Below are 23,320 nucleotides of genomic sequence, written 5' to 3'. Positions count from 1 at the left end.
GGGAGAAATTTTACGGACGCCACACATGCCTCAGCTGCACATATTTGGGGCTCCGCACGCGGCATCGGCGGTGGCCGTAGGGCAGCGCGCGCTCGTAATCGTGGAGCCGATGACGGGAATCGAACCCGCGTATTCAGCTTGGGAAGCTGATGTTCTGCCATTGAACTACATCGGCATTGCTGCTGACGAAGGATAGCAAGCCGGCCGCGACCGTGTGTGAGGCGGTGCGAGCATCGCCCGGCGAGTCTAAGAAATTGACGCCGGAGGTGCCGCCGGACGGATAGTGCCGGGTGGCTCCGGGTGGCGAAAGCCGTCGGCGCTGGTGGCCGGCGGTTGCCCAGTGCGGACTGGACCGCGTGGATGCCATGGCGAAACATAGGACGCCAGAACATGTTTGCCATCTGCGCCCCACCCTGAGAGTCGCGTAAAAGCTTGCGACGAAGTTCTCAGTTGCGCTCTCTACCGTCGATTGCACGGGTCTCCATCCGGTGCTGAATGGAGCGAACAGGCCCGCACATCGGGCCGCATCAACCGAGGGATTCAACCAATGGATGTCGTTATCGGTATTGCCATGACCTCGCGTGACGCCCGGCTCCTCCTGATGGAGGGGGCTCGCGGCGACGGCGCGGTGATCGACCACGATTCGTTCGACGCCGATACCGGTGTCGGCGTCGAGCGGCCCGGCTTCAGCGAGCACGTGGTCAGCGCGGTGCTCGGCACCTACGCCGCGGCCGCGGCCAACGGGAACACCGTCGCCCGTGTCGCCTTGACCTGGACCGACGCGGTGTCCATCGAGGCCAAACTGGTGCTCGACGCACTCGAGGAGCTGGCCATCAACAACGTCGCGTTGGTGCCCACCGCCGACGCGCTCGAAGCGGCTGCCGAATACACCGTCCAGATCGCCGAGCGCGACTCGATCGCGCTGTGCATCGTGGAGCCCGACGTGACCATGCTGGCGTTGATCGGTGCCGAGCGCGAGGACGGTACGCGCCGGTTGCGTAGCCGTCAGCTCAACGGCCCGGATGAGGCCACCACGGTGCTCGCGCTGCGTGGCGCCTGCGACAGCTTCCCGGAGCCGATCGGCGCCGTCGCCATCGCCGGATCGGCCCCCGGTGCGGAAAGTCTTGTCGAGGAGGTGAATTCGGTGATGTCACGGCCGGTCGTGCTCGGCGACGACGCGGCACTGCTGCTGGGACGCGGGGCGCTGCTCGCCAGCGTCGACATCGTGCCACCCGAACGCGACGCGGACGCCACGACCGGGTCGATCTTCGTCCCGCGCGCCGCGAGACTGGCGGCCGCGCCCGAACTCGATGAGCCCGATGCCGACGCCGTGCCGCAGCCGAAGCGCGATCCGCTGGTGCGCACGCTGACGATGATCGTCGCCACCGCGGTGCTGGTCCTGGCCGGCTCGGTGTTTCTGGCGCTGACCGTACGAGGAGAAGACGGCGGCACCCCGGCGCAAGCGTCGAGGCCGGCCCAACATGCCGAACCGCTCCCGCCGGCCACACCGGCTCCGCCGCCCCCACCTGCGCTGATATTGCCGCCCAATGCCAACCCGGCCGCCTTCCCGGCACCTGCGGCCGCCCCGCAGCCGCCCAACCCCCTGCTCGTGGCGGCCCTGAGCAACCCGCAGATCAATGCCGTGGCGCAGAAGGTGCTGCCGCCGGCCGTGCAGGCGGCACAGACGCCCATCACGGTGCCGCACACCGACATCACCTTGCCGCCGTTGGCGGAGGTGATCCGTCGCTAACCGATACGCTCGTCGGGTGCTGCTCTCCGATCGAGACATCCGGGCCGAGATCGCCGCGAAGCGGCTGGCCATCGAGCCGTTCGACGATGCGCTGGTGCAGCCGTCAAGCGTCGACGTCCGCCTGGACAACCTGTTCCGGGTGTTCAACAACACCCGCTACACCCACATCGACCCGGCCAAACAGCAAGACGAGCTGACCTCGCTGGTGGAACCGGGCGAAGGTGAGCCTTTCGTGCTGCACCCGGGTGAGTTCGTGCTGGGCTCCACGCTCGAGGTGTGCACGCTGCCCGACGATCTGGCCGGGCGGCTGGAAGGCAAGTCCTCGCTGGGTCGTCTCGGATTGTTGACCCACTCGACGGCCGGGTTCATCGACCCCGGCTTCTCCGGGCACATCACCCTCGAGCTGTCCAACGTCGCCAATTTGCCCATCACGTTGTGGCCGGGCATGAAGATCGGACAGCTCTGCCTGCTGCGGCTGACCAGCCCGGCCGAGCATCCGTACGGCAGCGACAAGGTCGGCTCCAAGTATCAGGGTCAGCGCGGCCCGACGCCGTCACGCTCGCACTTGAACTTCATCAAGTCGTAGACCCGGCGCCGAGTGGCCACTTATGACAGGCAGACCAGCGATTCGCGTGTCATAAGTGGCCACTGGGTGTGACGCAGCGGCGGCCGCAAGAGCCCCGGTGAACTTCCAGTAACCACGCCGCAACACGAAACACGCCGGAAACACGCTCGCCGCGCAGCTGAAACGCGGGCCGGAGATTCTCGTCGGGACCGAAGGAGCCCGACGTGCAAGAGATCGATCCGGCTGCCACTGCCTGGCTGCTCGCCAGCACCGCGCTGGTCCTGTTGATGACCCCCGGCCTCGCCATCTTCTACGGCGGCATGGTCCGCACCACCGGCGTGCTCAACATGATCATGATGAGCTTCATCTCGATCCCGCTGGTCACCGTGGCCTGGCTGTTGGTCGGCTACACCCTGGCCTTCTCCGACGACGCCGGCGGCGGCCTGATCGGCGGTCTGCAGCACATCGGCATGCTCGGCATCACCCCGAGCACGGCCCACGGCTCGGTCCCTGAGTTGTTGTTCGCCACCTTCCAGCTGAGCTTCGCGATCATCACCGCCGCCCTGGTCAGCGGGGCCATCGCGGACCGGGCGAAGTTCGCCGCCTGGATGCTGTTCGTCCCGCTCTGGGCGGTCGCGGTGTACGCCGTCGTCGCGCACTGGGTCTGGGGTCCGGGCGGCTGGCTGGCCGGCCTCGGAGTGCTCGACTACGCCGGCGGCCTCGTCGTCGAGATCGTCTCCGGCTCGTCTGCGCTGGCACTGGCCCTGGTGCTCGGCCCCCGCATCGGCTTCAAGCAGGACGCGATGCGCCCGCACAACCTGCCCTTCGTGCTGCTCGGCGTCGGCCTGCTGTGGTTCGGCTGGTTCGGCTTCAATGCGGGCTCGGCGCTGGCCGCCAATGGCACCGCCGCCGCGATCTTCCTCAACACCCTGGTCGCGGGCTGCCTCGGCATGCTCGGCTGGCTGACTGTCGAGCAGGTCCGCGACGGCAAGCCCACCACCTTCGGCGCCGCGTCGGGCGTGGTGGCCGGCCTGGTGGCGATCACCCCGTCGTGCGGCACGGTCAACACCCTCGGCGCGGTGGTGGTCGGTCTGGCCGCAGGCGTGGTGTGTTCCTTTGCAATCGGCCTGAAATTCCGCTTCGGATATGACGACTCGCTCGATGTCGTCGGCGTGCACTTCGTCGGCGGCGTGGTCGGTGTGCTGCTGATCGGATTCCTGGCCACCGAGGTGATGACCACCGGCCCGCAGGGACTGTTCTACGGCGGCGGGCTCACCCAGTTGGGTAAGCAGCTGCTCGGTGCGGTCGTGGTCGCCGTCTATGCGTTCACGGTGTCCTATCTGCTGGCCAAGGCGATCGACCGGTTCATGGGATTCCGGGTCAGCGCGGAGGACGAGACCACCGGCGTCGACTTCACCCAGCACGCCGAATCCGCATACGCCGAAGGCGTTCACGGGCATCTGCCGCAGCGTCGGCCGGGCCTGTTCGGCGGCGCGCTGGGTCAGCTGGGAACCCTGGATCAGCGCCCCGATCCGGCCGAGGAAGACAAGATGGGATGAACCGGCCGGAGCCGTTTGTCGTAATGCCGAGTAGGGTCTAACTAACCGTCGCCGGCGTACACCATGCCGTCGCGGTCCGACCGGAATCTCAGCGCCGTAGCTAATGCGCTCGGGTGTAACGATCGAGCAGGTTACACCGATGAAGGTTCTAGTTGTCGGCTCGTGCGGAATGTGTGTGCAATGACGACAACGGCAGTGCAGCAAACACATTGGAGGGCTTGGTGGACATCGTACTCGGTGTGGCGATGGCACCTACGACGGTCCGCATGGTGCTGGTCGAGGGCGAGAAAGCCGACGGGGTCACGGTCGACCACGACGTCTTCGACGTCACCGCCGGTGACGATTCGGCAACCACCAGCGCGGCCGATCAAGTGGTTGCCGCCATCCTCGGAACGCAGGAGAGTGCCGCTTCGGGCGGGCACCATCTGAAGTCGATCGGTGTCACCTGGACCGACCATTCGGACGCGGCCGCGCTGCGCGACAAATTGTCCGCGCACGGCATCGACGACGTCATGCTGGTCTCCGAAGGCCACGCCGCCGCGGCGCTGGCCCAGGCGGTCGGCCGCGCGGTCGGATACGACACGACGGCGCTGCTGTTCATCGATCGTGACACCGCGACGCTGTCGGTGGTACAGACCGAGGACGGTTCGGTGGTCAAGGTGCTGGGCCGGTCCCTGCACAGTGCGGACGCCATGGCCGTGCTCACCGAGATGGCCGCCGCGGTCGACGCCGCCGATTCGGCACCGCAGGGCATGTTCGTCCTGGGTGCAGGCGTGGACGTCGCCTCGGTCAAGGCGCACCTGGAAAACCTGGTGTCGCTTCCGATCAGTGCTCCCGACGAGCCCGAGATGGCGCTGGCCCGCGGCGCGGCGCTGGCCTCGGCCAACGCTCCGGCCTTCGAGGCCACCACAGTCGGATTGGCCTACTCCCAGGATCCCGACGGCACCACCGCGGGCAGCGCCTACGGACTGGCCGGCCTGGCCACCGAGATGGCGCCGGCCGGTGACGCACCGATCGACGGGTTGGACCTCGTCGCCGACGACATGCCGCTGGAGGAGGAACGCAAACCCTTCCTCCTGGTCGGTAGCGCGTTGACTTCGGTGTTCGTGGTAGGCGTTGTGGCCTTGGTTATTTCGCTTGCGGTGAGCATCCGGCCGACGGTCGATCAGCGGCCGGCTCCGGCACAGGGCGCCGTGGTGCCCAGTGCCCCGGCCAAGCTCCCGGCACCCGCGCCAGAGGCGCAGCCTGCGCAGNCCCGGCGGCTCGGGCTCCGGTAATTGGAACCCCGGGCGCTCCGGTGGCTCCGACGACTGGAATCCCGGCCGTGGCTCCGGTGACTGGAACCCCGGCGGTTCCCGCGGTGGTTCTGACGGCGACGGTGGTTCCCTGTGGCCGTTCCCGTTCGGTGGCGGTCACTGACCCACACCGAGTGCGACGCCATGGTTGTCGTCAGGGCCTGACAGCGGCCATGGCGTTGTCTTGGCGGACGTCGAACGTGCCCCGCCACCAAGCGTTACCTGACGTTGGCCTGCCGCTCAGTGTCACGTAGCGGCTAGCTCATTCTGGGCGCCTATCCAGGCAGTATGCGATGCACCGTTTTCGGCACCGGCTATCTGGGCGCGACTCATGCCGCGGGGATGGCCGAACTCGGCCACGAGGTGATCGGAGTCGACATCGACCCCGGCAAGGTGGCCAAACTCGCCGCCGGTGACATCCCGTTCTACGAGCCCGGCCTGCGCAAGGTGTTGAACGACAACCTGTCCGCCGGACGGCTGCGGTTCACCACCGACTATGACGAGGCGGCCGACTTCGCCGATGTGCATTTCCTCGGGGTCGGCACCCCGCAGAAGAAGGGCGAGTACAGCGCCGATCTGCGCCACGTGCACGCCGTCATCGACACCCTGGTGCCGCGGCTGCGCCGGTCGGCGGTGATCGTCGGCAAGTCGACCGTGCCGGTCGGCACCGCAGCCGATCTGGCCGAGCGGGCCCGTGGCCTGGCGCCTGCGGGCGTCGACGTCGAGGTGGCGTGGAACCCGGAGTTTCTCCGCGAGGGCTACGCCGTGCACGACACCCTGCACCCGGACCGCATCGTCGTTGGGGTGCAGCGTGATTCACAGCGCGGTGAGTCGGCGGTGCGCGAGCTGTACGCGCCGCTGATCGAGGAGGGCGTGCCGTTCCTGGTCACCGATCTGGAGACCGCGGAGCTGGTGAAGGTGTCGGCCAACGCGTTCCTGGCCACCAAGATCTCGTTCATCAACGCGATCTCCGAGGTATGCGAAGCCGTCGGCGCCGACGTCACGCTGCTGGCCGACGCCCTGGGCTACGACCCTCGCATCGGGCGCCGATTCCTCAACGCCGGCTTGGGCTTTGGCGGAGGCTGCCTGCCCAAGGACATCCGGGCGTTCATGGCCCGCGCCGGCGAACTGGGCGCCAACCACGCGCTGACCTTCCTGCGTGAGGTCGACAGCATCAACATGCGCCGCCGCACCGCGATGGTGGAACTGACCACCCGGGCCTGCGGCGGGTCGCTGCTGGGCGCGAACATCGCCGTCCTGGGTGCGGCGTTCAAACCTGAATCCGACGATGTGCGGGATTCGCCCGCGCTCAACGTGGCCGGCATGCTGCAGCTGAACGGCGCCGCCGTCAACGTGTATGACCCCAAGGCGATGGACAACTCGCAGCGGGTGTTCCCCACGCTGAACTACTCCACCTCGGTCATCGAGGCGTGTGATCGGGCCGATGCGGTGCTGGTGCTCACCGAGTGGGCCGAGTTCGTCGACCTGGACCCGGACGAGCTGGCCGACACGGTGCGCGTCAAAGTCGTTGTGGACGGGCGCAATTGCCTGGATGCGCAGCGGTGGCGGGACGCCGGCTGGCGGGTCTATGCGTTGGGGCGCCCGGCCGCTCTTGTTTGACGCTTGTCGAACAAAATTCGCGGCCGTAGGCTCAGGCCATGCGGGAACGAATCCGGTGGGCGGCCCTGCACGGGGTGGTTCGGGGGCTCTCTGCGTACGGGATGCGTCACGGTGATCCGCAGGCGCGGCTGATCGCGGACCCGCGGGTGCGGGCCGACCCGGCGCCCTTCGCCGACGAAATGCGCCGGCGCGGACCGATCGTGCGCGGGCGGGCGATCCTGATGACCTTCGACCACGACGTGGCCACCGCGCTGCTGCGCTCCGACGATTTCCGGGTTTCGATGCTGGGCGGCAATCTGCCGCGCCCGCTGCGCTGGATCGTCGACAAGACCGACAGGGGCGCGCTGCACCCGCTGCGGCCCCCGTCGCTGCTCTCGGTGGAACCGCCCGATCACACCCGGTACCGCAAGCTGGTCTCCTCGGTGTTCACCACCCGCGCGGTCGCCCGGCTGCGGGAACGAGTCCAGGAGACCGCCGACCAGCTGTTGGACTCCATGGATGACGACGGTGTGGTCGACATCGTCGACCGGTACTGCGCGCAGCTGCCGGTTGCGGTGATCAGCGACATCCTCGGTGTGCCCGACGCCGACCGGTCCGAGATCCTGCGGTTCGGCGAACTCGGCGCGCCCAGCCTGGACATCGGCCTCACCTGGCGGCAGTACCAGCAGGTCAACGCCGGCATCCACGGGTTCGAGACCTGGCTGACCCAGCATCTGCGCCAGCTGCGCCGCAACCCCGGTGAGGACCTGCTCAGCCAGATCATCCAGGCCTCCGAAGCCGGTGCGGCCGGGGAGCCGCTCAACGAGGCCGAACTGCGGGCCCTGGCCGGGCTGGTGCTCGCGGCCGGGTTCGAGACCACGGTGAACCTGCTGGGCAACGGGATCCGGATGCTGCTCGACCATCCCGAACACCTGCAGACCCTGGCCGCCCGCCCCGAGTTGTGGCCCAACACGGTGGAGGAGATCCTGCGGCTGGACTCGCCGGTGCTGATGAGCGCGCGGGTGGCGCTCGTCGACACCGAGGTGGCCGGCACGCCGGTGCAGGCCGGCGAACTCGTCATCATCCACCTGGCCGGGGCCAATCGAGACCCGGCGGTGTTCAGCGATCCGCACCGATTCGACATCGAACGGGACAACGCCGGACGGCACCTGTCGTTCTCCGGGGGCAGGCACTTCTGCCTCGGCGCCGCGCTGGCCCGAGCCGAGGGCCAGGTCGGTCTACAGACCTTCTTCGAGCGGTTCCCCGAGGCCCGTACCGCCGGTGCGGGCAGCCGCCGCGAGACCCGAATCCTGCGCGGCTGGTCGACTCTGCCGATCACGCTCGGAAAGGCGCGCACAGCGGTAAGTTCGTGACGTGGACTTCCGAGCTGCCCTGCTCGACCAGACCCGAATCTTCGGGGAACTGATCGCCTCCAACGATCCCGAGACGCCGGTGCCGACCTGCCCGGACTGGACGCTCAAGCAGCTGTTCCGTCACGTCGGGCGCGGAAACCGTTGGGCGGCACAGATAATCTCGGAGCGACGGGTATCACCGCTCGATCCGCGCGACGTTCACGAGGGCAAGCCCCCCGACGATCTCGACGGCGCGATCGAGTGGCTCAACACCGGCGCGGCCCTGGTCCTCAAGGCCGTCGACCAGGTCGGCACCGATGCCAGGGTCTGGACGTTCCTGGGGCCCAAACCCGGGGGCTGGTGGATCCGGCGGCGGCTGCACGAGGCGACGGTGCACCGTGCCGACGCGGCGCTGGCCGTGGGAGCCGGCTTCGAGTTACCGCCCGAACTGGCCGCCGATGCCGTCAGCGAGTGGCTGCAGATCGCCACCGGCATGGCCAACAAACATCACGCGGAACCGCTCGCGCGGGGCGACAGCGTGCACCTGCACGCCACCGACGACGGCCTGGGACCGACCGGGGAGTGGACCATCACCCACGACGAGGACGGGCTCGAGTGGTCCCACAGCCACGGCAAGGGCAGCGTCGCGCTGCGTGGGCCGGCCACAAACCTGTTGTTGGCGGCGACCCGGCGGGGCAGCGCGGCCGACCTCGGGCTGGAGGTGTTCGGCGACACTGCGGTGTGGGACGCCTGGCTCGACCGCACACCGTTCTGAGTGGCGTACGTTGCGTTCATGACCACTTCCGAGATCGCCACGGTTCTGGCCTGGCACGATGCGCTGAACGAGAAGGACATCGACACCCTGGTCGCCCTGTCCAGCGAGGACATCGAGGTGGGCGATGCCGGCGGAGCCGCCCAGGGCCACAGCGCCCTGCGCGATTGGGCCGCATCCGCCGTCGACACCGTGACGCCGGGCCGGATGTTCGTACATGACGGCGTGGTCGTCGTCGAGCAGACCATCACCGCCGCGGACGGCACCGCCCGCAGCGGAGCCGCCGCCTTCCGGGTGGTGCGCGACCACGTCACGTCGGCATTCCGCCATGACACCCTGGCAGCCGCGCTGGCGGCCACCGAACTCACCGAGCAGGACCTCGTCGGCTAATCGAGCCCGGCCAACACCTTGTCGAGGGTGACCGGCAGCTCCCGGACCCGAACCCCGGTGGCGTGGTGGATGGCGTTGACCACCGCCGCGGCCGCGCCGACGATGCCGATCTCGCCCGCACCGCGCGACCCCATCGGGTTGAGGTGTTTCTCGGCCTCGTCGAGCCAGATCGCCTCGACATCAGGGACATCGGCGTGCGCGCTGATGTGATATGACGCGAGGTCCTGCGTGACCACATGCCCGTAGCGCGGGTCCCGGATGCTCTCCTCGTGTAGCGCCATGGACAACCCCATCGTCATGCCGCCGATCAGTTGCGACCGCAGCGTGCGGGGGTTGATGGCGCGACCCACCGAGAAGACCCCGAGCATCCGGGGGATCCGGATCTCCGCGGTGTCGCAGTTGACGTGTGCCTCGACGAAATGGGCGCCGAACGACTGCACGGTGAACTTCTCGGCGTCGGGGTTCTGCGGTGCCTCGGCCGTCGTCGTCACACCGATATGGGGGTGTTCTCCGTGCTCGCGACGAAACTGTTTGGCCGCCGCCACGATTGCCGAGCCCCATGAGGTGATTCCGGACGAGCCACCGGCCACCGACGCCTGCGGCAGATCGGTGTCACCGATCCGCAGGTCCACCGCGGCGACATCGCAACCCAGTGCGTCGGCGGCGATCTGGGTCAGCGCGGTCCACGTGCCGGTGCCGATGTCGGCCGCACCGATCTGCACCGTGTAGCGCCCCTGCTCGGTATGGCTGATGCGCGCCGAGTTGCCCTCCATGGCCATGCCGGGATAGGTGGCCGCGGCCACCCCGGTTCCGATGAACCAGTTGCCGGCAAGGTATTTGGCGGGCCGTGGATCGCGGGGATACCAGTCGAAACGCTCCGCGCCGACGCGCAGACACTCGAGGAGGTGACGCCCCGACCACGGCTTGCCCGACTCCGGGTCGACCGCGGGTTCGTTGCGTATCCGCAGCTCGATCGGATCGAGTTTGCATGCCACCGCGAGCTCGTCCATCGCGACCTCGGCGGCGAAGGTGCCGGGACATTCACCTGGCGCCCGCATCCAGAACGGCACGGGCACGTCGAGCGCGGCCAGCCGGTGGGACGTGCGGCGGTTCGGGCAGGCGTACATCTTGCGTGAGGTCACCGCGGTCTGTTCGGCGAATTCCTTGACGGTCGCGGTCTGTTCGACTACATCGTGGACCAGCGCGACGAGTCGGCCGTCCGAATCGGCACCGAGCCGCAGGCGCTGGATGGTCGGTGTTCGATAGCCGACGAGGGAGAACATCTGTTGCCGGGTCAGTGCCAGCTTCACCGGCCGGCCGTCGGCACGCTGGGCGGCCAGCAGCACCAGCACATCGTGCGCGTGTGGCGCGCCTTTCGACCCGAATCCACCACCCACGTGCGGTGCCACCACCCGAAGTTGCTCGGGCTGCAGGCCGAACAGCGGGGCCAGCGTCTTACGCACCGCGTGCACACCCTGCGTCGAGTCGTACATGGTCACCGAGGGCCGGCCGTCGCGCATCGTCCAGTGCGCGATGCACGCGTGTGGTTCCATCGGGTTGTTGTGCTCGATCGGCGTGCGGTAGGTCGCGTCGACGGTGACCTCGGCGCCCGCCAGGGCGGTCTCCACGTCGCCCTCATCGGTGTCGGACGGGAACGACGGATTGACCGACTCGGGGGTGTACAGGGCGGGATGATCTGCGGTCAGCTCCACGTCGTGCGGTTCCTCGCGATAGTCGACCCGCACCAGAGCGCTTGCCTCCCGGGCGATCTCGGCCGACTCGGCGACAACGCCACCGATGATCTGTCCGCGGAAGCGCACCCGATCGTCCTGGAGGATCGTCAGTTCGCCGTCGGGGGTATCGGCCAGCGTGGGCGCGTCGAACACCGTCAGCACATCGAGAACGCCGTCGAGAGCGACCGCCGCGGTGGTGTCCATGGCAACGACCCGGCCCCGAGCGATGGTGGCCTGGATCGGATGAAGATATGCGGGATTCTCGACTTGTTGCTCGTACGCGTACCGGGCAGTGCCGGTGACCTTCGCGCGGCCGTCGGTGCGGGTCATCGGCTGCCCGATGGCATGCGGTTCGACGAGGGTCATGGCCGTCTCCGTTCGGTGAGCATGCGCAGCTGCGCGATCAGGGTGCGGCGGGCCAGCTCGACCTTGAACTCGTTGCCCGGCAATGGCTCAGCCTGTCTGAGCTCGGCATCGGCCGCGGCGGCGAACGTCTCGTCCGAGGGCTGGTCGCCGATCAACAGCTGCTCGGCTCTGCGGGCTCGCCATGGCTTGTGCGCCACACCGCCCAGCGCGATACGTGCCGAGCCGATCTGGAACGTCGATGTAAAGGTCATCTCGGCGGCCACGGACACCAGGGCGAACGCGTAGGACGCCCGGTCGCGCACCTTGCGGTAGTCCGACACCGCCCCCGCGGGCGGCGCGGGCAGTTCGACCGCGGTGATCAATTCGCCATGCTCCAGCACCGTGTCCCGGTCGGGCCGGTCGCCGGGGAGTCGATGGAAATCCTCGACCGGGATGCGACGTTCGCCGTCGCGAGTCTGCACCACCACCTGTGCGTCCAGCGCGCACATCGCCACCGCCATGTCCGACGGGTGCACGGCCACGCAGTGCGGGGATGCGCCGAGGATGGCGTGGTACCGGACATAGCCGCCCAGCGCCGCGCACCCGCTGCCGGGATCGCGTTTGTTGCACGGTGTCGTGACGTCTTGGAAGTACACACATCTGGTCCGCTGCAGGAGATTTCCGGCGGTCGTGGCAGCGTTGCGCAATTGCCCCGACGCCCCGGACAGCAACGCCCGGGCCAACATCGGATAGTGCGAGCGGATCACCGGGTCGGCGGCCAGGTCACTGTTGCGAACGTTCGCGCCGATGCGAACGCCACCGTCGCCGGTGACCGCGGTCTCCGACAGACAGAGATGACTGACATCGACCAGCAGATCCGGCTCTGTGACACCGAGTTTCATATGGTCGACGAGATTCGTTCCGCCGGCGATGTATGCGGCATGCGGGTGCGTGGTCAACATCGCCATCGCATCGGCGGGACTGGCGGCCCGGTGGTAGTCGAACGGCTTCATTGCGCCGCCGCCCGGCCGATTGCGGCGACGATGTTCGGATAAGCCGCGCATCGGCACAGATTGCCGCTCATCCGCTCGCGGATCTCGTCATCGGTGAGCACCGGGGTCAGCTCGAGATCGTCGGTGACAAAACTGGGAGCACCCGCCTTGGCCTCGTCCAACATCCCTACCGCGGAACAGATCTGGCCGGGTGTGCAATAGCCGCATTGGAAGCCGTCCTCGTCGCAGAATGACTGCGCCACCGGGTGCAGTTCGCCGTTCTGCTCAAGCCCGGCGGCTGTGGTGATCTGCGCCCCGTCGGCGGCGACGGCGAACGTCAGGCATGTGGTCACGCGACGCCCGTCCAGCAATACGGTGCACGAGCCGCACTGGCCGTGATCGCAGCCCTTCTTGGGTGCGGTGACACCCAGCCGTTCGCGCAGCGCGTCCAGCAGCGTCATGCGGTTGTCGACAGTCAGACGACGTCGGGTTCCGTCGACCTCGAGGGTCACCTCGCTGTGATGGCGATCGGGCTGGCTCACCGTCGCCGGATACCCCACGGCCGAGGGTGGCCAAACGTGCCGGCTCAGTGCCTGCTGGTCTGCGGGGTGGCGAGCACCGCGGCGATGCCTGTGGTCAACGGGACCGACAGGGCCAGGGCGATGCCACCGACCGCGGAGCGGGCGATCTCGATCGCCACGCTCTCGCCGGTCAGTACGTCGGGCAGCGACCGGTTGGCCACGCTGAACAACAACAGCAGCGGCAACGCGCTGCCGGCGTAGGCGAGCACCAGCGTGTAGACCGTGCTGGCGATGTGATCACTGCCCACCCGCATGGCGCCGGTGAAAATAGACCGGCGGGTGCCACCGTGCTCGGCGAGCTCGAACACAGCCGACGCCTGGGTGATGGTCACGTCGTTGAGCACACCCAGGGAGCCGATGATGAACCCGGCCAGTAGCAGCCCGGTGATCGACACGTTGCCCAGATATGCCGCCACCTCGTTGTTCTGGTCCTCAGACAGGCCGGTGAGGTGAGCCAATTCGATTGCTGCCCAAGACAATATGGCGGCCAGCAGCAATGAGGTCAGAGTGCCCAGCAGGGCCGCGCTGGTGCGCAGGCTGACGCCGTGGGCCAGATAGATCACTGCGTAGAGGATGGCTGCCGACGCCACCAGCGCCACCGGAACCGCTGGGGCTCCGTCGCGCAGCGCGGGTAACAGGAAGATCATCAGCACCGCGAAGGCCACCACGATGCCGATGATCGCCCGCAGACCGCGCCAGCGCGCCACCGCGACGATCACCACCGCGAACACCGTGGTCAGCGCGATCAGCGGCCAGGTGCGTTCGTAGTCGAAGAAGGCGTAGCTCGTTGCACCGGCCTCGTCGACCTGCCGGCTCACCCGGATGCTGTCTCCGGCAACAAGATTCGGCTGCCCTGGCCCGGTGCTGAACTCGAGCAGCGTCTTGGCGCCCTTGTTCGGCCCCGAATCGATGGCCACCATGTTCTGCACACACGTGCCGCCGCCCGGCACGGCGGGCAGTGGAGAGGCGGTCAGCACACCGCCGGCCGACGGGCTGCCGCAATCGGCCAGGCTGCTGGACAGCACGTGCCCGGACTCGGTGGTGACGGCGCCTCCCGCGGCGTTCTGGAAGGGCAGCGGGATGTCCACCCGCTGCTGGCTCGGCCACAGCAGCGCGGCGCCGGCCAGCACCGCGACACCGATCGCGACCAGCAGGCCGACGACGACGCGGGCGGCCAGCGGGCCCAACGGCGACGGTCCGGCCAGGGAATGGGAGTGGGAATGGGTGTGCGCCACCCGGACAGCGTAGAGGGGCCGGCTGTGGGGTCACCGATGCGCCGACACTACGGTTTCTGCCTGATTCTGGGCAGATTGGCGCCAGAAACCGTCGTCTGGGTGGGACACCTACTGGCGGTAGCCGGCCAGGAAGTTACCGAGGCGCTCGATGGCCTGGGCCAGGTCCCGCGACCACGGCAGGGTGACGATGCGCAGGTGATCCGGTGTGGGCCAGTTGAACCCCGTGCCCTGCGTCAGCAGAATTTTCTCCTGCAGCAACAGGTCGAGCACCAGTTGCTCGTCGTCGTGGATGTCGTGGACCTCGGGATCCAGGCGCGGGAACGCGTACAGCGCACCGGCAGGCCTCACACAGGACACACCGGGGATCTCGTTGAGCTTCGTCCACGCGGTGTCCCGCTGCTCGAGCAGCCGGCCGCCCGGCAACACCAGGTCGTCGATGCTCTGATGGCCGCCGAGCGCCACCTGGATCGCGTGCTGGGCGGGCACGTTCGGGCACAGCCGCATGTTCGACAGCAGGCTGATGCCCTCGATGAAGCTGGTCGCGTGTTCCTTGGGGCCGGTGATGACCAGCCAGCCGGAGCGGTACCCGGCCACCCGGTAGGCCTTGGACAGCCCGTTGAAGGTCAGGCACAGCAGGTCAGGTGCCAACGTGGCCAGCGAGATGTGCTTGGCGTCGTCGTAGAGGATCTTGTCGTAGATCTCGTCGGCCAGCAGCAGCAGCTGATGCCTGCGGGCCAGGTCCACCATCTGTTCGAGGGTCTCGCGGCTGTACACCGCGCCGGTGGGGTTGTTCGGGTTGATCACGACGAGGGCCTTGGTGCGCTCGGTGATCTTGGACTCGATGTCGGCGACGTCGGGATTCCAGCCCTGCGTCTCGTCGCACAGGTAATGCACCGGGGTGCCACCGGCCAGGGCGGTCGAGGCCGTCCACAGCGGGTAATCCGGGGCCGGGATGAGCACCTGGTCGCCGTTGTCCAGCAGCGCCTGCAGGGTCATCGTGATGAGCTCGGAGACGCCGTTGCCCAGGTAGACGTCGTCGATGTCGAACTTCGGGAACCCCTCGACCAGCTCGTAGCGGGTGAACACCGCGCGGCGCGCGCTGGCGATGCCTTTGGAGTCGGAGTAGCCCTGCGCGTACGGCAGCGCCTGGATCATGTCGCGCATGATCACGTCGGGTGCCTCGAAGCCGAACGGCGCGGGATTGCCGATGTTCAGCTTGAGGATGCGGTGCCCTTCAGCTTCCAGCCGTGAGGCGTGCTCGTGTACCGGTCCACGGATCTCGTACAGGACGTCCTGCAGCTTCGTGGACTGGGCGAACGTACGCGGCTTCGGGTGCTGACCGGTCTGCCACGGCAACTGATGGGTAGTCACGCTCACCATGGTCTCATCACAGTCCACTGATTTTGGAATTTGCCCATCTGCCATCCAAACGCCAGTGGCCAGTTATGGCACACGATCCGGCTGGACCCGTGTCGTAACTGGCCACTGGGCGCGGTTTGGTATCAGCGCTTGCCGGGGCGCTTGGCGCCCGGCTTGATGCCGAGACCCACGACCGGAGGCTCCGGCTTGGCGGGCTCGGCCGGCGCCTCGGCGGGCTTGTCGGCTNCGACCACGGGTGCCGGTGCGGAGGCTTCGGCCTTGGCCTCCGCCGCGGCACGTGCCTCGGCCCGCTTCTCGGATTCCTTTGCCGCCGTGCCCTTCTCGGGCAGCGTGACGGAGCTCTTGTCCAGCGAGTTCAGCAGCAGCTGGGCCACGTCGAGCACTTCGGCCTTCTCGACGTTGCGGGCAGCGGCCACGTCGTCGACACCGTCGGTGATCATCACGCGGCAGAACGGGCAGCCGGTCGCGATGGTCGAGGCGGTATCCATCGCCTCTTCGGTGCGCTCGACGTTCACGCGCTTGCCGATGTGCTCTTCCATCCACATCCGCGCACCACCGGCACCGCAGCACAGGCCGCGGTCGGCGTGGCGGGGCATTTCCTTCAGCGTCACACCGGAGGCCTCGACCAGCTCACGCGGAGCCTCGTAGACCTTGTTGTGGCGGCCCAGGAAGCACGGATCATGGTAGGTGACCTCGGGGCCGCCGGTGGACTTGACCGGCACCAGCTTCTTGTCCCGGACCAGCCGGTTGAGCAGCTGCGTGTGGTGTACGACGGTGTAGTTGGCGCCCAGTTGCGGGTACTCGCGGCCGATCGTGTTGAAGCAGTGCGGGCAGGTCACGATGATCTTGCGATCGACCGTCTCGACACCCTCGAACAGCTCGTTGATGGTCTCGACGTTCTGCGCCGCCAGCTGCTGGAACAGGAACTCGTTGCCGGAGCGGCGGGCCGAGTCGCCCGTACAGGTCTCACCGGTACCCAGCACCAGGAACTTCACGCCCGAGGCGGCCAGCAGTTCGGCGACGGCCTTGGTGGTTTTCTTGGCGCGATCCTCGTAGGCGCCGGCGCAGCCGACCCAGAACAGGTACTCGAAGCCGTCGAAGCTCTCCACGTCCTCGCCGTAGACCGGGACGTCGAAGTCGACCTCGTCGATCCAGGTGGTGCGGTCCTTGGCGTTCTGGCCCCAGGGGTTGCCCTTGGTCTCCAGGTTCTTGAACAGCACACCGAGCTCACCGGGGAACTCCGACTCGACCATGACCTGGTAGCGGCGCATGTCGACGATGTGGTCGATGTGCTCGATGTCCACCGGGCACTGCTCGACGCAGGCGCCACAGTTGGTGCAGGACCACAGCACGTCGGGGTCGATGACGCCACCCTGCTCGGCGGTGCCTACCAGCGGGCGCAGCGCCTGCTCGGGGCCGGAACCTTCGATGCGGGCGAAGCCGTCCTCGGGCACACCGTGGCCGTGCAGGCTGTCGCCCAGCTTGGCGAAGTCGACCGACCCCTCTTCGGGCATCGGCTTGCCCTCGATGATGTAGGGAGCCTTGGCGAACAGGTGGTCGCGTAGGTTCATGATCACGAGCTTGGGCGACAGCGGCTTGCCGGTGTTCCAGGCCGGGCACTGCGATTGGCAGCGACCGCACTCGGTGCAGGTCGCCATGTCGAGGTTGCCCTTCCAGGTGAAGTCCTCGATGCGGCCCTTGCCGAACACCGCGTCTTCGGCGGGATCCTCGAAGTCGATCTTGTCGCCCTTGTACTCCATGGGCAGCAGCGGGCCGAGGCCGTCGGGCAGGCGCTTGAAGGTGACGTTGATCGGGGCCAGACCGATGTGCAGGTGCTTGGAGTGCAGCACGATCAGCAGGAAGGCCAGCATGACGCCCAGGTGGGCCAGCAGCGCGATGGTCTCCAGCCAGACGTTGGCGGTGTGGCCCAGCGGAGCCAGCACCGCGGCCATGGCATCGGAGAAGAAGGCGCCGGACTGGTAGGGGAAGTCCTCTTCCAGCACGTTGACGGCGGCACCGCGGAACACCGCGTAGGTCGCGATGACCAGGAAGATCATGATCAGGATGGTCCAGGCGCCGCCGTTGTGCGAGCCGTAGAAGCGGGATTCGCGGCCCAGCTGCTCGGGGTTCTTCCGGATGCGGATGATCGCGAAGACGATGATGCCGGCGAGCACGGCGACGGCGAAGAAGTCCTGCAGGAAGCCCAGCACGGCCCATCGGCCGACCAGCGGAATGTGGAACTCGGGGTCGAACAGCACACCGTAGGCCTCGAGGTACACGGTGGCGAGGACGAAGAAGCCCCACATGGTGAAGAAGTGCGCGATGCCGGGGATCGACCATTTCAGCAGCTTCGACTGGGCGAAGACTTCCTTGTTCTGATTCAGGAAGCGCTGAACCAGGTGGTCCTTACGGCCACGCTCGTCTCCGACCTTCTGGCCCGAGCTGATCAGCTTGGTCAGCCACAGCACGCGCTTGGCGGCGAACGCCAAAACGACGAGCGTGGCGAGCAGACCGAGAATCAGCCGCGACACCGCGAGGGTGTGTTCGAGACTCTCCACAGAAACGCCTCCATTTCGCGAGTTACCGGGCGGTAACTTCAGCATAGTTACTCGTCGGTAACTTAGCTTCTTTCAGCTCATAGTGACATTTACGAGTTTCTTACCGCTACCGAGGCTTACCTAACTTCGCGGCGACTGTGGTATAGGTCTCAGCCTTGTGGCGCCAGCATTGCCCGCAGCATCGAGAGCATTTCGGTACGCGAATCGGCTCCCAGGCGCCGCCGAATTCGCGCCACGTGATGCTCGACGGTCTTGGCCGAGATGAACAATTGACTGCCGATATCGCGATAGGGCATACCGAGCAGCAACAGCTCGGCCACTTCGCGCTCGCGGTCGGACAGCTTGGTGGACGACGGGGCCGGGGCGGACCGTGCCGCGGTACCGGCCGCAGACAACGCCGGGTTCGGGGCGACCTCGGTCTCCTCGACCGCACTCGTCTGTTTCAGATCGCGGGCCAGTTGCAGCATCGCCTGGGACACCCGGGCATCCGGGGTCTGCAGCGCCGCCTGGCTGGCCAGCCGGGTGCCGTCCCAGGTCAGGCCGAACTGGGAGAGGGCTCGGGCGGCGGCGGTCACCTCATCGGTGTCGACATGATTGGCCAGCACCCGCAGCCAGGTGCGACCGGCGTTGGCCAGCGCCCGGGCGAACGCGCTCTGCCNCGCGGGCAGCCAACGGAAGCTCCGGAACGGGTTCCGGCGCCGGGGCGGTCATCTGTGTCGCCTAGGCGCCGTCGTCGGGAACCTCGGCCGCGGTGGTGGTGACCGGAGGCTGCGTGGTGGTCGGCGGTCGTGTTGTCGTCGGCGGCTGGGTCGTCGTTGTCGGCGGCTGAGTGGTGGTGGTCGTGGTGCGGGTGGTCGTCGTTGTCGTCGGCGTGGTGGTCGTGGTGGTTGTCGTCGTGGTCGGATTGGTCGTCGTCGTGGTTTCCGGCGCCGACGTCGTGGTCTCCGGCGGCGGCGGGGGCGGCACCACGACAGTGGTGGTCTTGACCCCGTCGGGCCCCTCGGTGACGGTGGTGACCGGCTCGGGCGGCGGCCCCTCCGGGGACGGACCCATCGAATACGTGGTGCTGGTCTCGGTGACCGGTGTGGAATCGCCTTCGGACCCGGTCAGGGTCACCGCGAGCCCGCCGCCGGCCAGCAGCACGGCAGCCGCCGCCGCGCCGAACAGGATCGCGGGGCGCTTGTACCAGGCGAGCGGGGCCGGCTCGTCGTCGTACCGCTCTTCTTCGTGGCTGAACTCCAGCGGTGGCCGGGCCGAGGCCGTGCCCGGCGCGGTTTCGTAGTCGGCGCCCGCGTACGGCACCGGTTCGTTGCCGGGCGCGTCGTCTTGTGACCAGGCCAGGGCGCCGAAGTTGCCCGAGTCCGCGGCCGCGGGCCCAAGGCTGGTCGGGGCCATGCCCGTCGGAGCATCGGCGCCGGATACCTCGGGGGCCAAACCGGTCGGCGCATCGGCAGCCGCCACCATGGGCGCCATGCCGGTCGGTGCGCCGGCCTCGGCCACGGTGTAGGCGAGCAGCGCCGCTCCGGTGGCCACCGCAATCTGGGGCCGCGGCGTGGTCACCACCGGCGCCCGCAGCCGCTCCGACAGCCGTTGCGTCACAAGTGGAATCGCTGCGCCGCCACCCACCGTGGCGACCGCGTTGACACTCGACAATGCAATGTTGTTGCGCTGCAATGTGTCTTCGACGGCATCCAGGAGTCCGGACAGTGGTTCGGACATCAACTGGTCGAGTTCGGGCCGGGTGACCCTGACATCACCTGCGTAACCGGGCAATTCGGTGGGTATCGCCGCCGCGGTGTCGGCAGACAACCGTTCCTTGGCCTGACGGCATTCGGCGCGCAACCGCGTCAGGGAACCGACCGCCGCCGTGCCCGCCGGGTCGGCGTCGTTGGCGCTGGCGACCCCGCTGAGCACGTGGTTGAGCAACGCCTGGTCGATCTGGTCGCCGGAGAATTCGGGGTAGCGCATCGTGGGGCCGATGGGGGCGAAACCGGCGCCGGCGTCGGCCAGCGTCACGCTCGTGCCGCTGCCACCGAAATCGCACAACACCACGACGCCCTCGGTGGGCAGTCCCGGGTCCGAACGCAGGGCCGCCAGTGCGGTCAGGGAATCGGGCACCAGAGCGGGCGGGGTGCCATTGGGTGCCAGCGCGGGCTTGTGGCGCAGGGCGCCTTGCAAGGCGGCCACGGTGCTCGGGCCCCAATGCGNGCGGGCAGCCAACGGAAGCTCCGGAACGGGTTCCGGCGCCGGGGCGGTCATCTGTGTCGCCTAGGCGCCGTCGTCGGGAACCTCGGCCGCGGTGGTGGTGACCGGAGGCTGCGTGGTGGTCGGCGGTCGTGTTGTCGTCGGCGGCTGGGTCGTCGTTGTCGGCGGCTGAGTGGTGGTGGTCGTGGTGCGGGTGGTCGTCGTTGTCGTCGGCGTGGTGGTCGTGGTGGTTGTCGTCGTGGTCGGATTGGTCGTCGTCGTGGTTTCCGGCGCCGACGTCGTGGTCTCCGGCGGCGGCGGGGGCGGCACCACGACAGTGGTGGTCTTGACCCCGTCGGGCCCCTCGGTGACGGTGGTGACCGGCTCGGGCGGCGGCCCCTCCGGGGACGGACCCATCGAATACGTGGTGCTGGTCTCGGTGACCGGTGTGGAATCGCCTTCGGACCCGGTCAGGGTCACCGCGAGCCCGCCGCCGGCCAGCAGCACGGCAGCCGCCGCCGCGCCGAACAGGATCGCGGGGCGCTTGTACCAGGCGAGCGGGGCCGGCTCGTCGTCGTACCGCTCTTCTTCGTGGCTGAACTCCAGCGGTGGCCGGGCCGAGGCCGTGCCCGGCGCGGTTTCGTAGTCGGCGCCCGCGTACGGCACCGGTTCGTTGCCGGGCGCGTCGTCTTGTGACCAGGCCAGGGCGCCGAAGTTGCCCGAGTCCGCGGCCGCGGGCCCAAGGCTGGTCGGGGCCATGCCCGTCGGAGCATCGGCGCCGGATACCTCGGGGGCCAAACCGGTCGGCGCATCGGCAGCCGCCACCATGGGCGCCATGCCGGTCGGTGCGCCGGCCTCGGCCACGGTGTAGGCGAGCAGCGCCGCTCCGGTGGCCACCGCAATCTGGGGCCGCGGCGTGGTCACCACCGGCGCCCGCAGCCGCTCCGACAGCCGTTGCGTCACAAGTGGAATCGCTGCGCCGCCACCCACCGTGGCGACCGCGTTGACACTCGACAATGCAATGTTGTTGCGCTGCAATGTGTCTTCGACGGCATCCAGGAGTCCGGACAGTGGTTCGGACATCAACTGGTCGAGTTCGGGCCGGGTGACCCTGACATCACCTGCGTAACCGGGCAATTCGGTGGGTATCGCCGCCGCGGTGTCGGCAGACAACCGTTCCTTGGCCTGACGGCATTCGGCGCGCAACCGCGTCAGGGAACCGACCGCCGCCGTGCCCGCCGGGTCGGCGTCGTTGGCGCTGGCGACCCCGCTGAGCACGTGGTTGAGCAACGCCTGGTCGATCTGGTCGCCGGAGAATTCGGGGTAGCGCATCGTGGGGCCGATGGGGGCGAAACCGGCGCCGGCGTCGGCCAGCGTCACGCTCGTGCCGCTGCCACCGAAATCGCACAACACCACGACGCCCTCGGTGGGCAGTCCCGGGTCCGAACGCAGGGCCGCCAGTGCGGTCAGGGAATCGGGCACCAGAGCGGGCGGGGTGCCATTGGGTGCCAGCGCGGGCTTGTGGCGCAGGGCGCCTTGCAAGGCGGCCACGGTGCTCGGGCCCCAATGCGCGGGAACGGCGATGGTGACGGGCGCGCCGCCACCGGCGGCACGGGCCATCACGTCCAGCGCCTCGGCCAGAACCCGTTCACCCCGGTGCTGGGATCCGTCGGCGGCGACCAGTGGCACCGGATCGCCGACCCGCTCGACGAAGCCGGCCAGCGGCAATCCGCTGCCCGGGTATTCGCCCACCTCGGGTGCGCGGTCGTTGTGCAGGGTGAGAATCGATCGGCGGATCACCGGTGCGCGGCCTTCGCGGGCTGCTACCAGGTTGGTCATCCCGATCGACAACCCCAGTGAGTCGGTCATCAGGCGTCACTCCTGTTGTCTGGGCCGACCCTCACCTTAACCGCTGCGTCCCCCGCAGCCCGTGATTGTTCCCCTAGTGGCGTCAATCCCCTAATGTCGGGCCCCCTAATCGTCGGTTGGTAGGGGTGGGGTCGGCACCGATCCCAGCGGCCCCACGGCTGGCTAGCATTCGAATCGAACTGTTGAGGAGGTGGAGCATGGCGAACTCGTTGCTGGACTTTGTGATGTCGCTGGTGCGCGACCCCGATGCCGCTGCCCGCTATGCCGCCGACCCGGCCCAGGCCATCGCGGATGCTCAGCTGACCGATGTGACCAGCACCGACGTCAACAACCTGATCCCGGTGGTCTCCGAGTCGCTGTCCGCGAGCGGTGCGAACACCGGCTTCGGGGATTTCGGTGCCGCGGACCCGGGCGGCAACGTGTGGGCCAGCGGTGCGGCCACCGCGGCATTCGACGCGTTCGGCGATCACGTGCCGCTCGATGCCCCCAACGACGCCTGGGATGCGACGGCCGGCCGGGTCATCGACTCGTCGGTTTCGGCGGACCAGCTGGTGTCGTCGGGACCGGCCATCGACGACATCGGCCCGCTGAATCAGCCGTTGGACGAGCTGTCGTTGCAGGTCAACAACGCTGTCATCGAGGACCTGCCGACCGTCGACGCCGAGCCGGCGTCCGAATGGGGCAACCCGGTGGTCGACGAGCAGCGCCACACCGACGGTGCCGGCGGATTCGACATCTTCGACTGATCTGACCAGCGGTCCAATAAGCGCACCACCCAATGGGTGGTGCGCTTATTGCGTTTTACCTGCGGAAACGTCAAAGGAAGCGGACGCCCCTAGGTTTCCCCTAACCCCCTATTGGGGGACCCCCATCCACCCCGAGTGGGGGCAATGCGGGGAGGGGAATCGACCCCGTTTCCGGCGTCGTGCCGCGCCCATAAATTTGTCTTCAGATCGCCGGAGAGCCCGGCGGGGGACTTCGGAAGAACTTCCCGACAACAACCGAAAGGGTTGGAGCAATGGCAATCTCTCTGATCGACTTCATCCTCGACCTGTTCCGCAGCCCCGCCTCGGCGGCCTCGTTCATCGCCGACCCGGACGGCAGCCTGCGTGACGCGGGCCTGCCGAACGTGACCGCGGCCCAGCTGCACGCCGTCGCGGC

The 23,320-nt window shown here is 68.1% G+C and carries 15 protein-coding genes, 1 tRNA gene and 4 pseudogenes; 10 read left to right on the top strand and 10 right to left on the bottom strand.

What is annotated here, in order from left to right; all coding sequences use genetic code 11:
- Nucleotides 1-101: 101 nt before the first annotated feature.
- Nucleotides 102-175 (bottom strand) — tRNA-Gly (locus BN4332_RS17785).
- A gap of 372 nt (nucleotides 176-547) precedes the next feature.
- On the opposite strand from BN4332_RS17785, the gene BN4332_RS17780 reads away from it, so the two are divergent.
- The 8 genes and pseudogenes from BN4332_RS17780 (at nucleotide 548) to BN4332_RS17745 (ending at nucleotide 9,282) form a co-directional block, all read left to right on the top strand.
- Nucleotides 548-1,750 carry a DUF7159 family protein gene (locus BN4332_RS17780; RefSeq protein ID WP_160110881.1) on the top strand — a complete coding sequence of 401 codons (1,203 nt, stop codon included), beginning with the start codon at nucleotides 548-550 and terminating at the stop codon, nucleotides 1,748-1,750.
- A gap of 16 nt (nucleotides 1,751-1,766) precedes the next feature.
- The gene (dcd, locus tag BN4332_RS17775) at nucleotides 1,767-2,336 is read left to right on the top strand and encodes a dCTP deaminase (protein ID WP_066900202.1); all 570 of its coding nucleotides are present in this window, start codon (nucleotides 1,767-1,769) and stop codon (nucleotides 2,334-2,336) included.
- Nucleotides 2,337-2,539: 203 nt separating this feature from the next.
- Complete coding sequence (locus BN4332_RS17770) at nucleotides 2,540-3,874, top strand: ammonium transporter (protein ID WP_066900200.1); 1,335 nt, start codon at nucleotides 2,540-2,542, stop codon at nucleotides 3,872-3,874.
- 221 nt (nucleotides 3,875-4,095) lie between these two features.
- Nucleotides 4,096-5,121: pseudogene (locus tag BN4332_RS35525) on the top strand (DUF7159 family protein); the annotation flags it as partial.
- Between the two features lie 336 nt (nucleotides 5,122-5,457).
- Nucleotides 5,458-6,789 (top strand): UDP-glucose dehydrogenase family protein, encoded by a 1,332-nt coding sequence (locus tag BN4332_RS17760; RefSeq protein ID WP_066900198.1) that lies wholly within the window; start codon nucleotides 5,458-5,460, stop codon nucleotides 6,787-6,789.
- A 38-nt stretch (nucleotides 6,790-6,827) separates the two neighbouring features.
- Nucleotides 6,828-8,141 (top strand): cytochrome P450, encoded by a 1,314-nt coding sequence (locus tag BN4332_RS17755; RefSeq protein ID WP_066900196.1) that lies wholly within the window; start codon nucleotides 6,828-6,830, stop codon nucleotides 8,139-8,141.
- A gap of 1 nt (nucleotide 8,142) precedes the next feature.
- Nucleotides 8,143-8,895, top strand: coding sequence for a maleylpyruvate isomerase family mycothiol-dependent enzyme (locus BN4332_RS17750; RefSeq protein ID WP_066900194.1), 753 nt, complete (start codon nucleotides 8,143-8,145; stop codon nucleotides 8,893-8,895).
- 18 nt (nucleotides 8,896-8,913) lie between these two features.
- On the top strand, nucleotides 8,914-9,282 hold the full coding sequence (locus tag BN4332_RS17745; RefSeq protein ID WP_066900269.1) for a nuclear transport factor 2 family protein: 369 nt from the start codon (nucleotides 8,914-8,916) through the stop codon (nucleotides 9,280-9,282).
- Here BN4332_RS17745 and BN4332_RS17740 read toward each other — a convergent pair.
- The 9 genes and pseudogenes from BN4332_RS17740 to BN4332_RS17700 form a co-directional block, all read right to left on the bottom strand.
- Nucleotides 9,279-11,381, bottom strand: a complete 2,103-nt coding sequence (locus tag BN4332_RS17740) for a xanthine dehydrogenase family protein molybdopterin-binding subunit (protein WP_066900192.1) — start codon at nucleotides 11,379-11,381, stop codon at nucleotides 9,279-9,281. The two genes, BN4332_RS17745 and BN4332_RS17740, sit on opposite strands and share 4 nt — an antisense overlap.
- Nucleotides 11,378-12,373 (bottom strand): FAD binding domain-containing protein, encoded by a 996-nt coding sequence (locus BN4332_RS17735; RefSeq protein ID WP_066900190.1) that lies wholly within the window; start codon nucleotides 12,371-12,373, stop codon nucleotides 11,378-11,380. The genes BN4332_RS17740 and BN4332_RS17735 overlap by 4 nt, the downstream gene beginning before the upstream one ends.
- Entirely contained in the window at nucleotides 12,370-12,894 is a 525-nt protein-coding gene (locus BN4332_RS17730) for a 2Fe-2S iron-sulfur cluster-binding protein (protein ID WP_066900267.1), read from the bottom strand. The genes BN4332_RS17735 and BN4332_RS17730 overlap by 4 nt, the downstream gene beginning before the upstream one ends.
- Nucleotides 12,895-12,938: 44 nt before the next feature.
- The gene (locus tag BN4332_RS17725) at nucleotides 12,939-14,168 is read right to left on the bottom strand and encodes a YibE/F family protein (RefSeq protein WP_066900188.1); all 1,230 of its coding nucleotides are present in this window, start codon (nucleotides 14,166-14,168) and stop codon (nucleotides 12,939-12,941) included.
- A 108-nt stretch (nucleotides 14,169-14,276) separates the two neighbouring features.
- Nucleotides 14,277-15,566 carry a pyridoxal phosphate-dependent aminotransferase gene (locus BN4332_RS17720; protein WP_066900185.1) on the bottom strand — a complete coding sequence of 430 codons (1,290 nt, stop codon included), beginning with the start codon at nucleotides 15,564-15,566 and terminating at the stop codon, nucleotides 14,277-14,279.
- 107 nt (nucleotides 15,567-15,673) lie between these two features.
- Nucleotides 15,674-18,151: pseudogene (locus BN4332_RS17715) on the bottom strand ((Fe-S)-binding protein); the annotation flags it as partial.
- Nucleotides 18,152-18,255: 104 nt separating this feature from the next.
- Nucleotides 18,256-18,768, bottom strand: a pseudogene (locus BN4332_RS17710) (LuxR C-terminal-related transcriptional regulator); the annotation flags it as partial.
- A 58-nt stretch (nucleotides 18,769-18,826) separates the two neighbouring features.
- Nucleotides 18,827-20,326: pseudogene (locus BN4332_RS17705) on the bottom strand (Hsp70 family protein); the annotation flags it as partial.
- Between the two features lie 48 nt (nucleotides 20,327-20,374).
- The gene (locus tag BN4332_RS17700; protein ID WP_066900180.1) at nucleotides 20,375-22,159 is read right to left on the bottom strand and encodes an Hsp70 family protein; all 1,785 of its coding nucleotides are present in this window, start codon (nucleotides 22,157-22,159) and stop codon (nucleotides 20,375-20,377) included.
- Between the two features lie 197 nt (nucleotides 22,160-22,356).
- Here BN4332_RS17700 and BN4332_RS17695 point away from each other — a divergent pair, with 197 nt between their 5' ends.
- Nucleotides 22,357-22,905: an Rv0340 family IniB-related protein gene (locus tag BN4332_RS17695; RefSeq protein WP_066900176.1), complete on the top strand. Its 549-nt coding sequence runs from the start codon at nucleotides 22,357-22,359 to the stop codon at nucleotides 22,903-22,905.
- Between the two features lie 272 nt (nucleotides 22,906-23,177).
- Nucleotides 23,178-23,320 (top strand): IniB N-terminal domain-containing protein (locus BN4332_RS33720; RefSeq protein ID WP_200820420.1); only part of this gene is annotated, 143 nt, incomplete at its 3' end.

It is taken from the genome of Mycolicibacterium houstonense (genome assembly GCF_900078665.2).
Classification (GTDB): Bacteria; Actinomycetota; Actinomycetes; order Mycobacteriales; family Mycobacteriaceae; genus Mycobacterium; species Mycobacterium houstonense.
The sequence above is the reverse complement of the archived record's forward strand: the minus strand, read 5'-3'. Positions and strand labels throughout refer to the sequence as shown.

Excerpts from the sequence above, each read along its gene's own strand:
- BN4332_RS17780 (WP_160110881.1), top strand. The coding sequence starts at position 548 with ATGGATGTCGTTATCGGTATTGCCATGACCTCGCGTGACGCCCGGCTC.
- BN4332_RS17760 (WP_066900198.1), top strand. The coding sequence starts at position 5,458 with ATGCGATGCACCGTTTTCGGCACCGGCTATCTGGGCGCGACTCATGCC.
- BN4332_RS17755 (WP_066900196.1), top strand. The coding sequence starts at position 6,828 with ATGCGGGAACGAATCCGGTGGGCGGCCCTGCACGGGGTGGTTCGGGGG.
- BN4332_RS17745 (WP_066900269.1), top strand. The coding sequence starts at position 8,914 with ATGACCACTTCCGAGATCGCCACGGTTCTGGCCTGGCACGATGCGCTG.
- BN4332_RS17740 (WP_066900192.1), bottom strand. The coding sequence starts at position 11,381 with ATGACCCTCGTCGAACCGCATGCCATCGGGCAGCCGATGACCCGCACC.
- BN4332_RS17735 (WP_066900190.1), bottom strand. The coding sequence starts at position 12,373 with ATGAAGCCGTTCGACTACCACCGGGCCGCCAGTCCCGCCGATGCGATG.
- BN4332_RS17700 (WP_066900180.1), bottom strand. The coding sequence starts at position 22,159 with ATGACCGACTCACTGGGGTTGTCGATCGGGATGACCAACCTGGTAGCA.
- BN4332_RS17695 (WP_066900176.1), top strand. The coding sequence starts at position 22,357 with ATGGCGAACTCGTTGCTGGACTTTGTGATGTCGCTGGTGCGCGACCCC.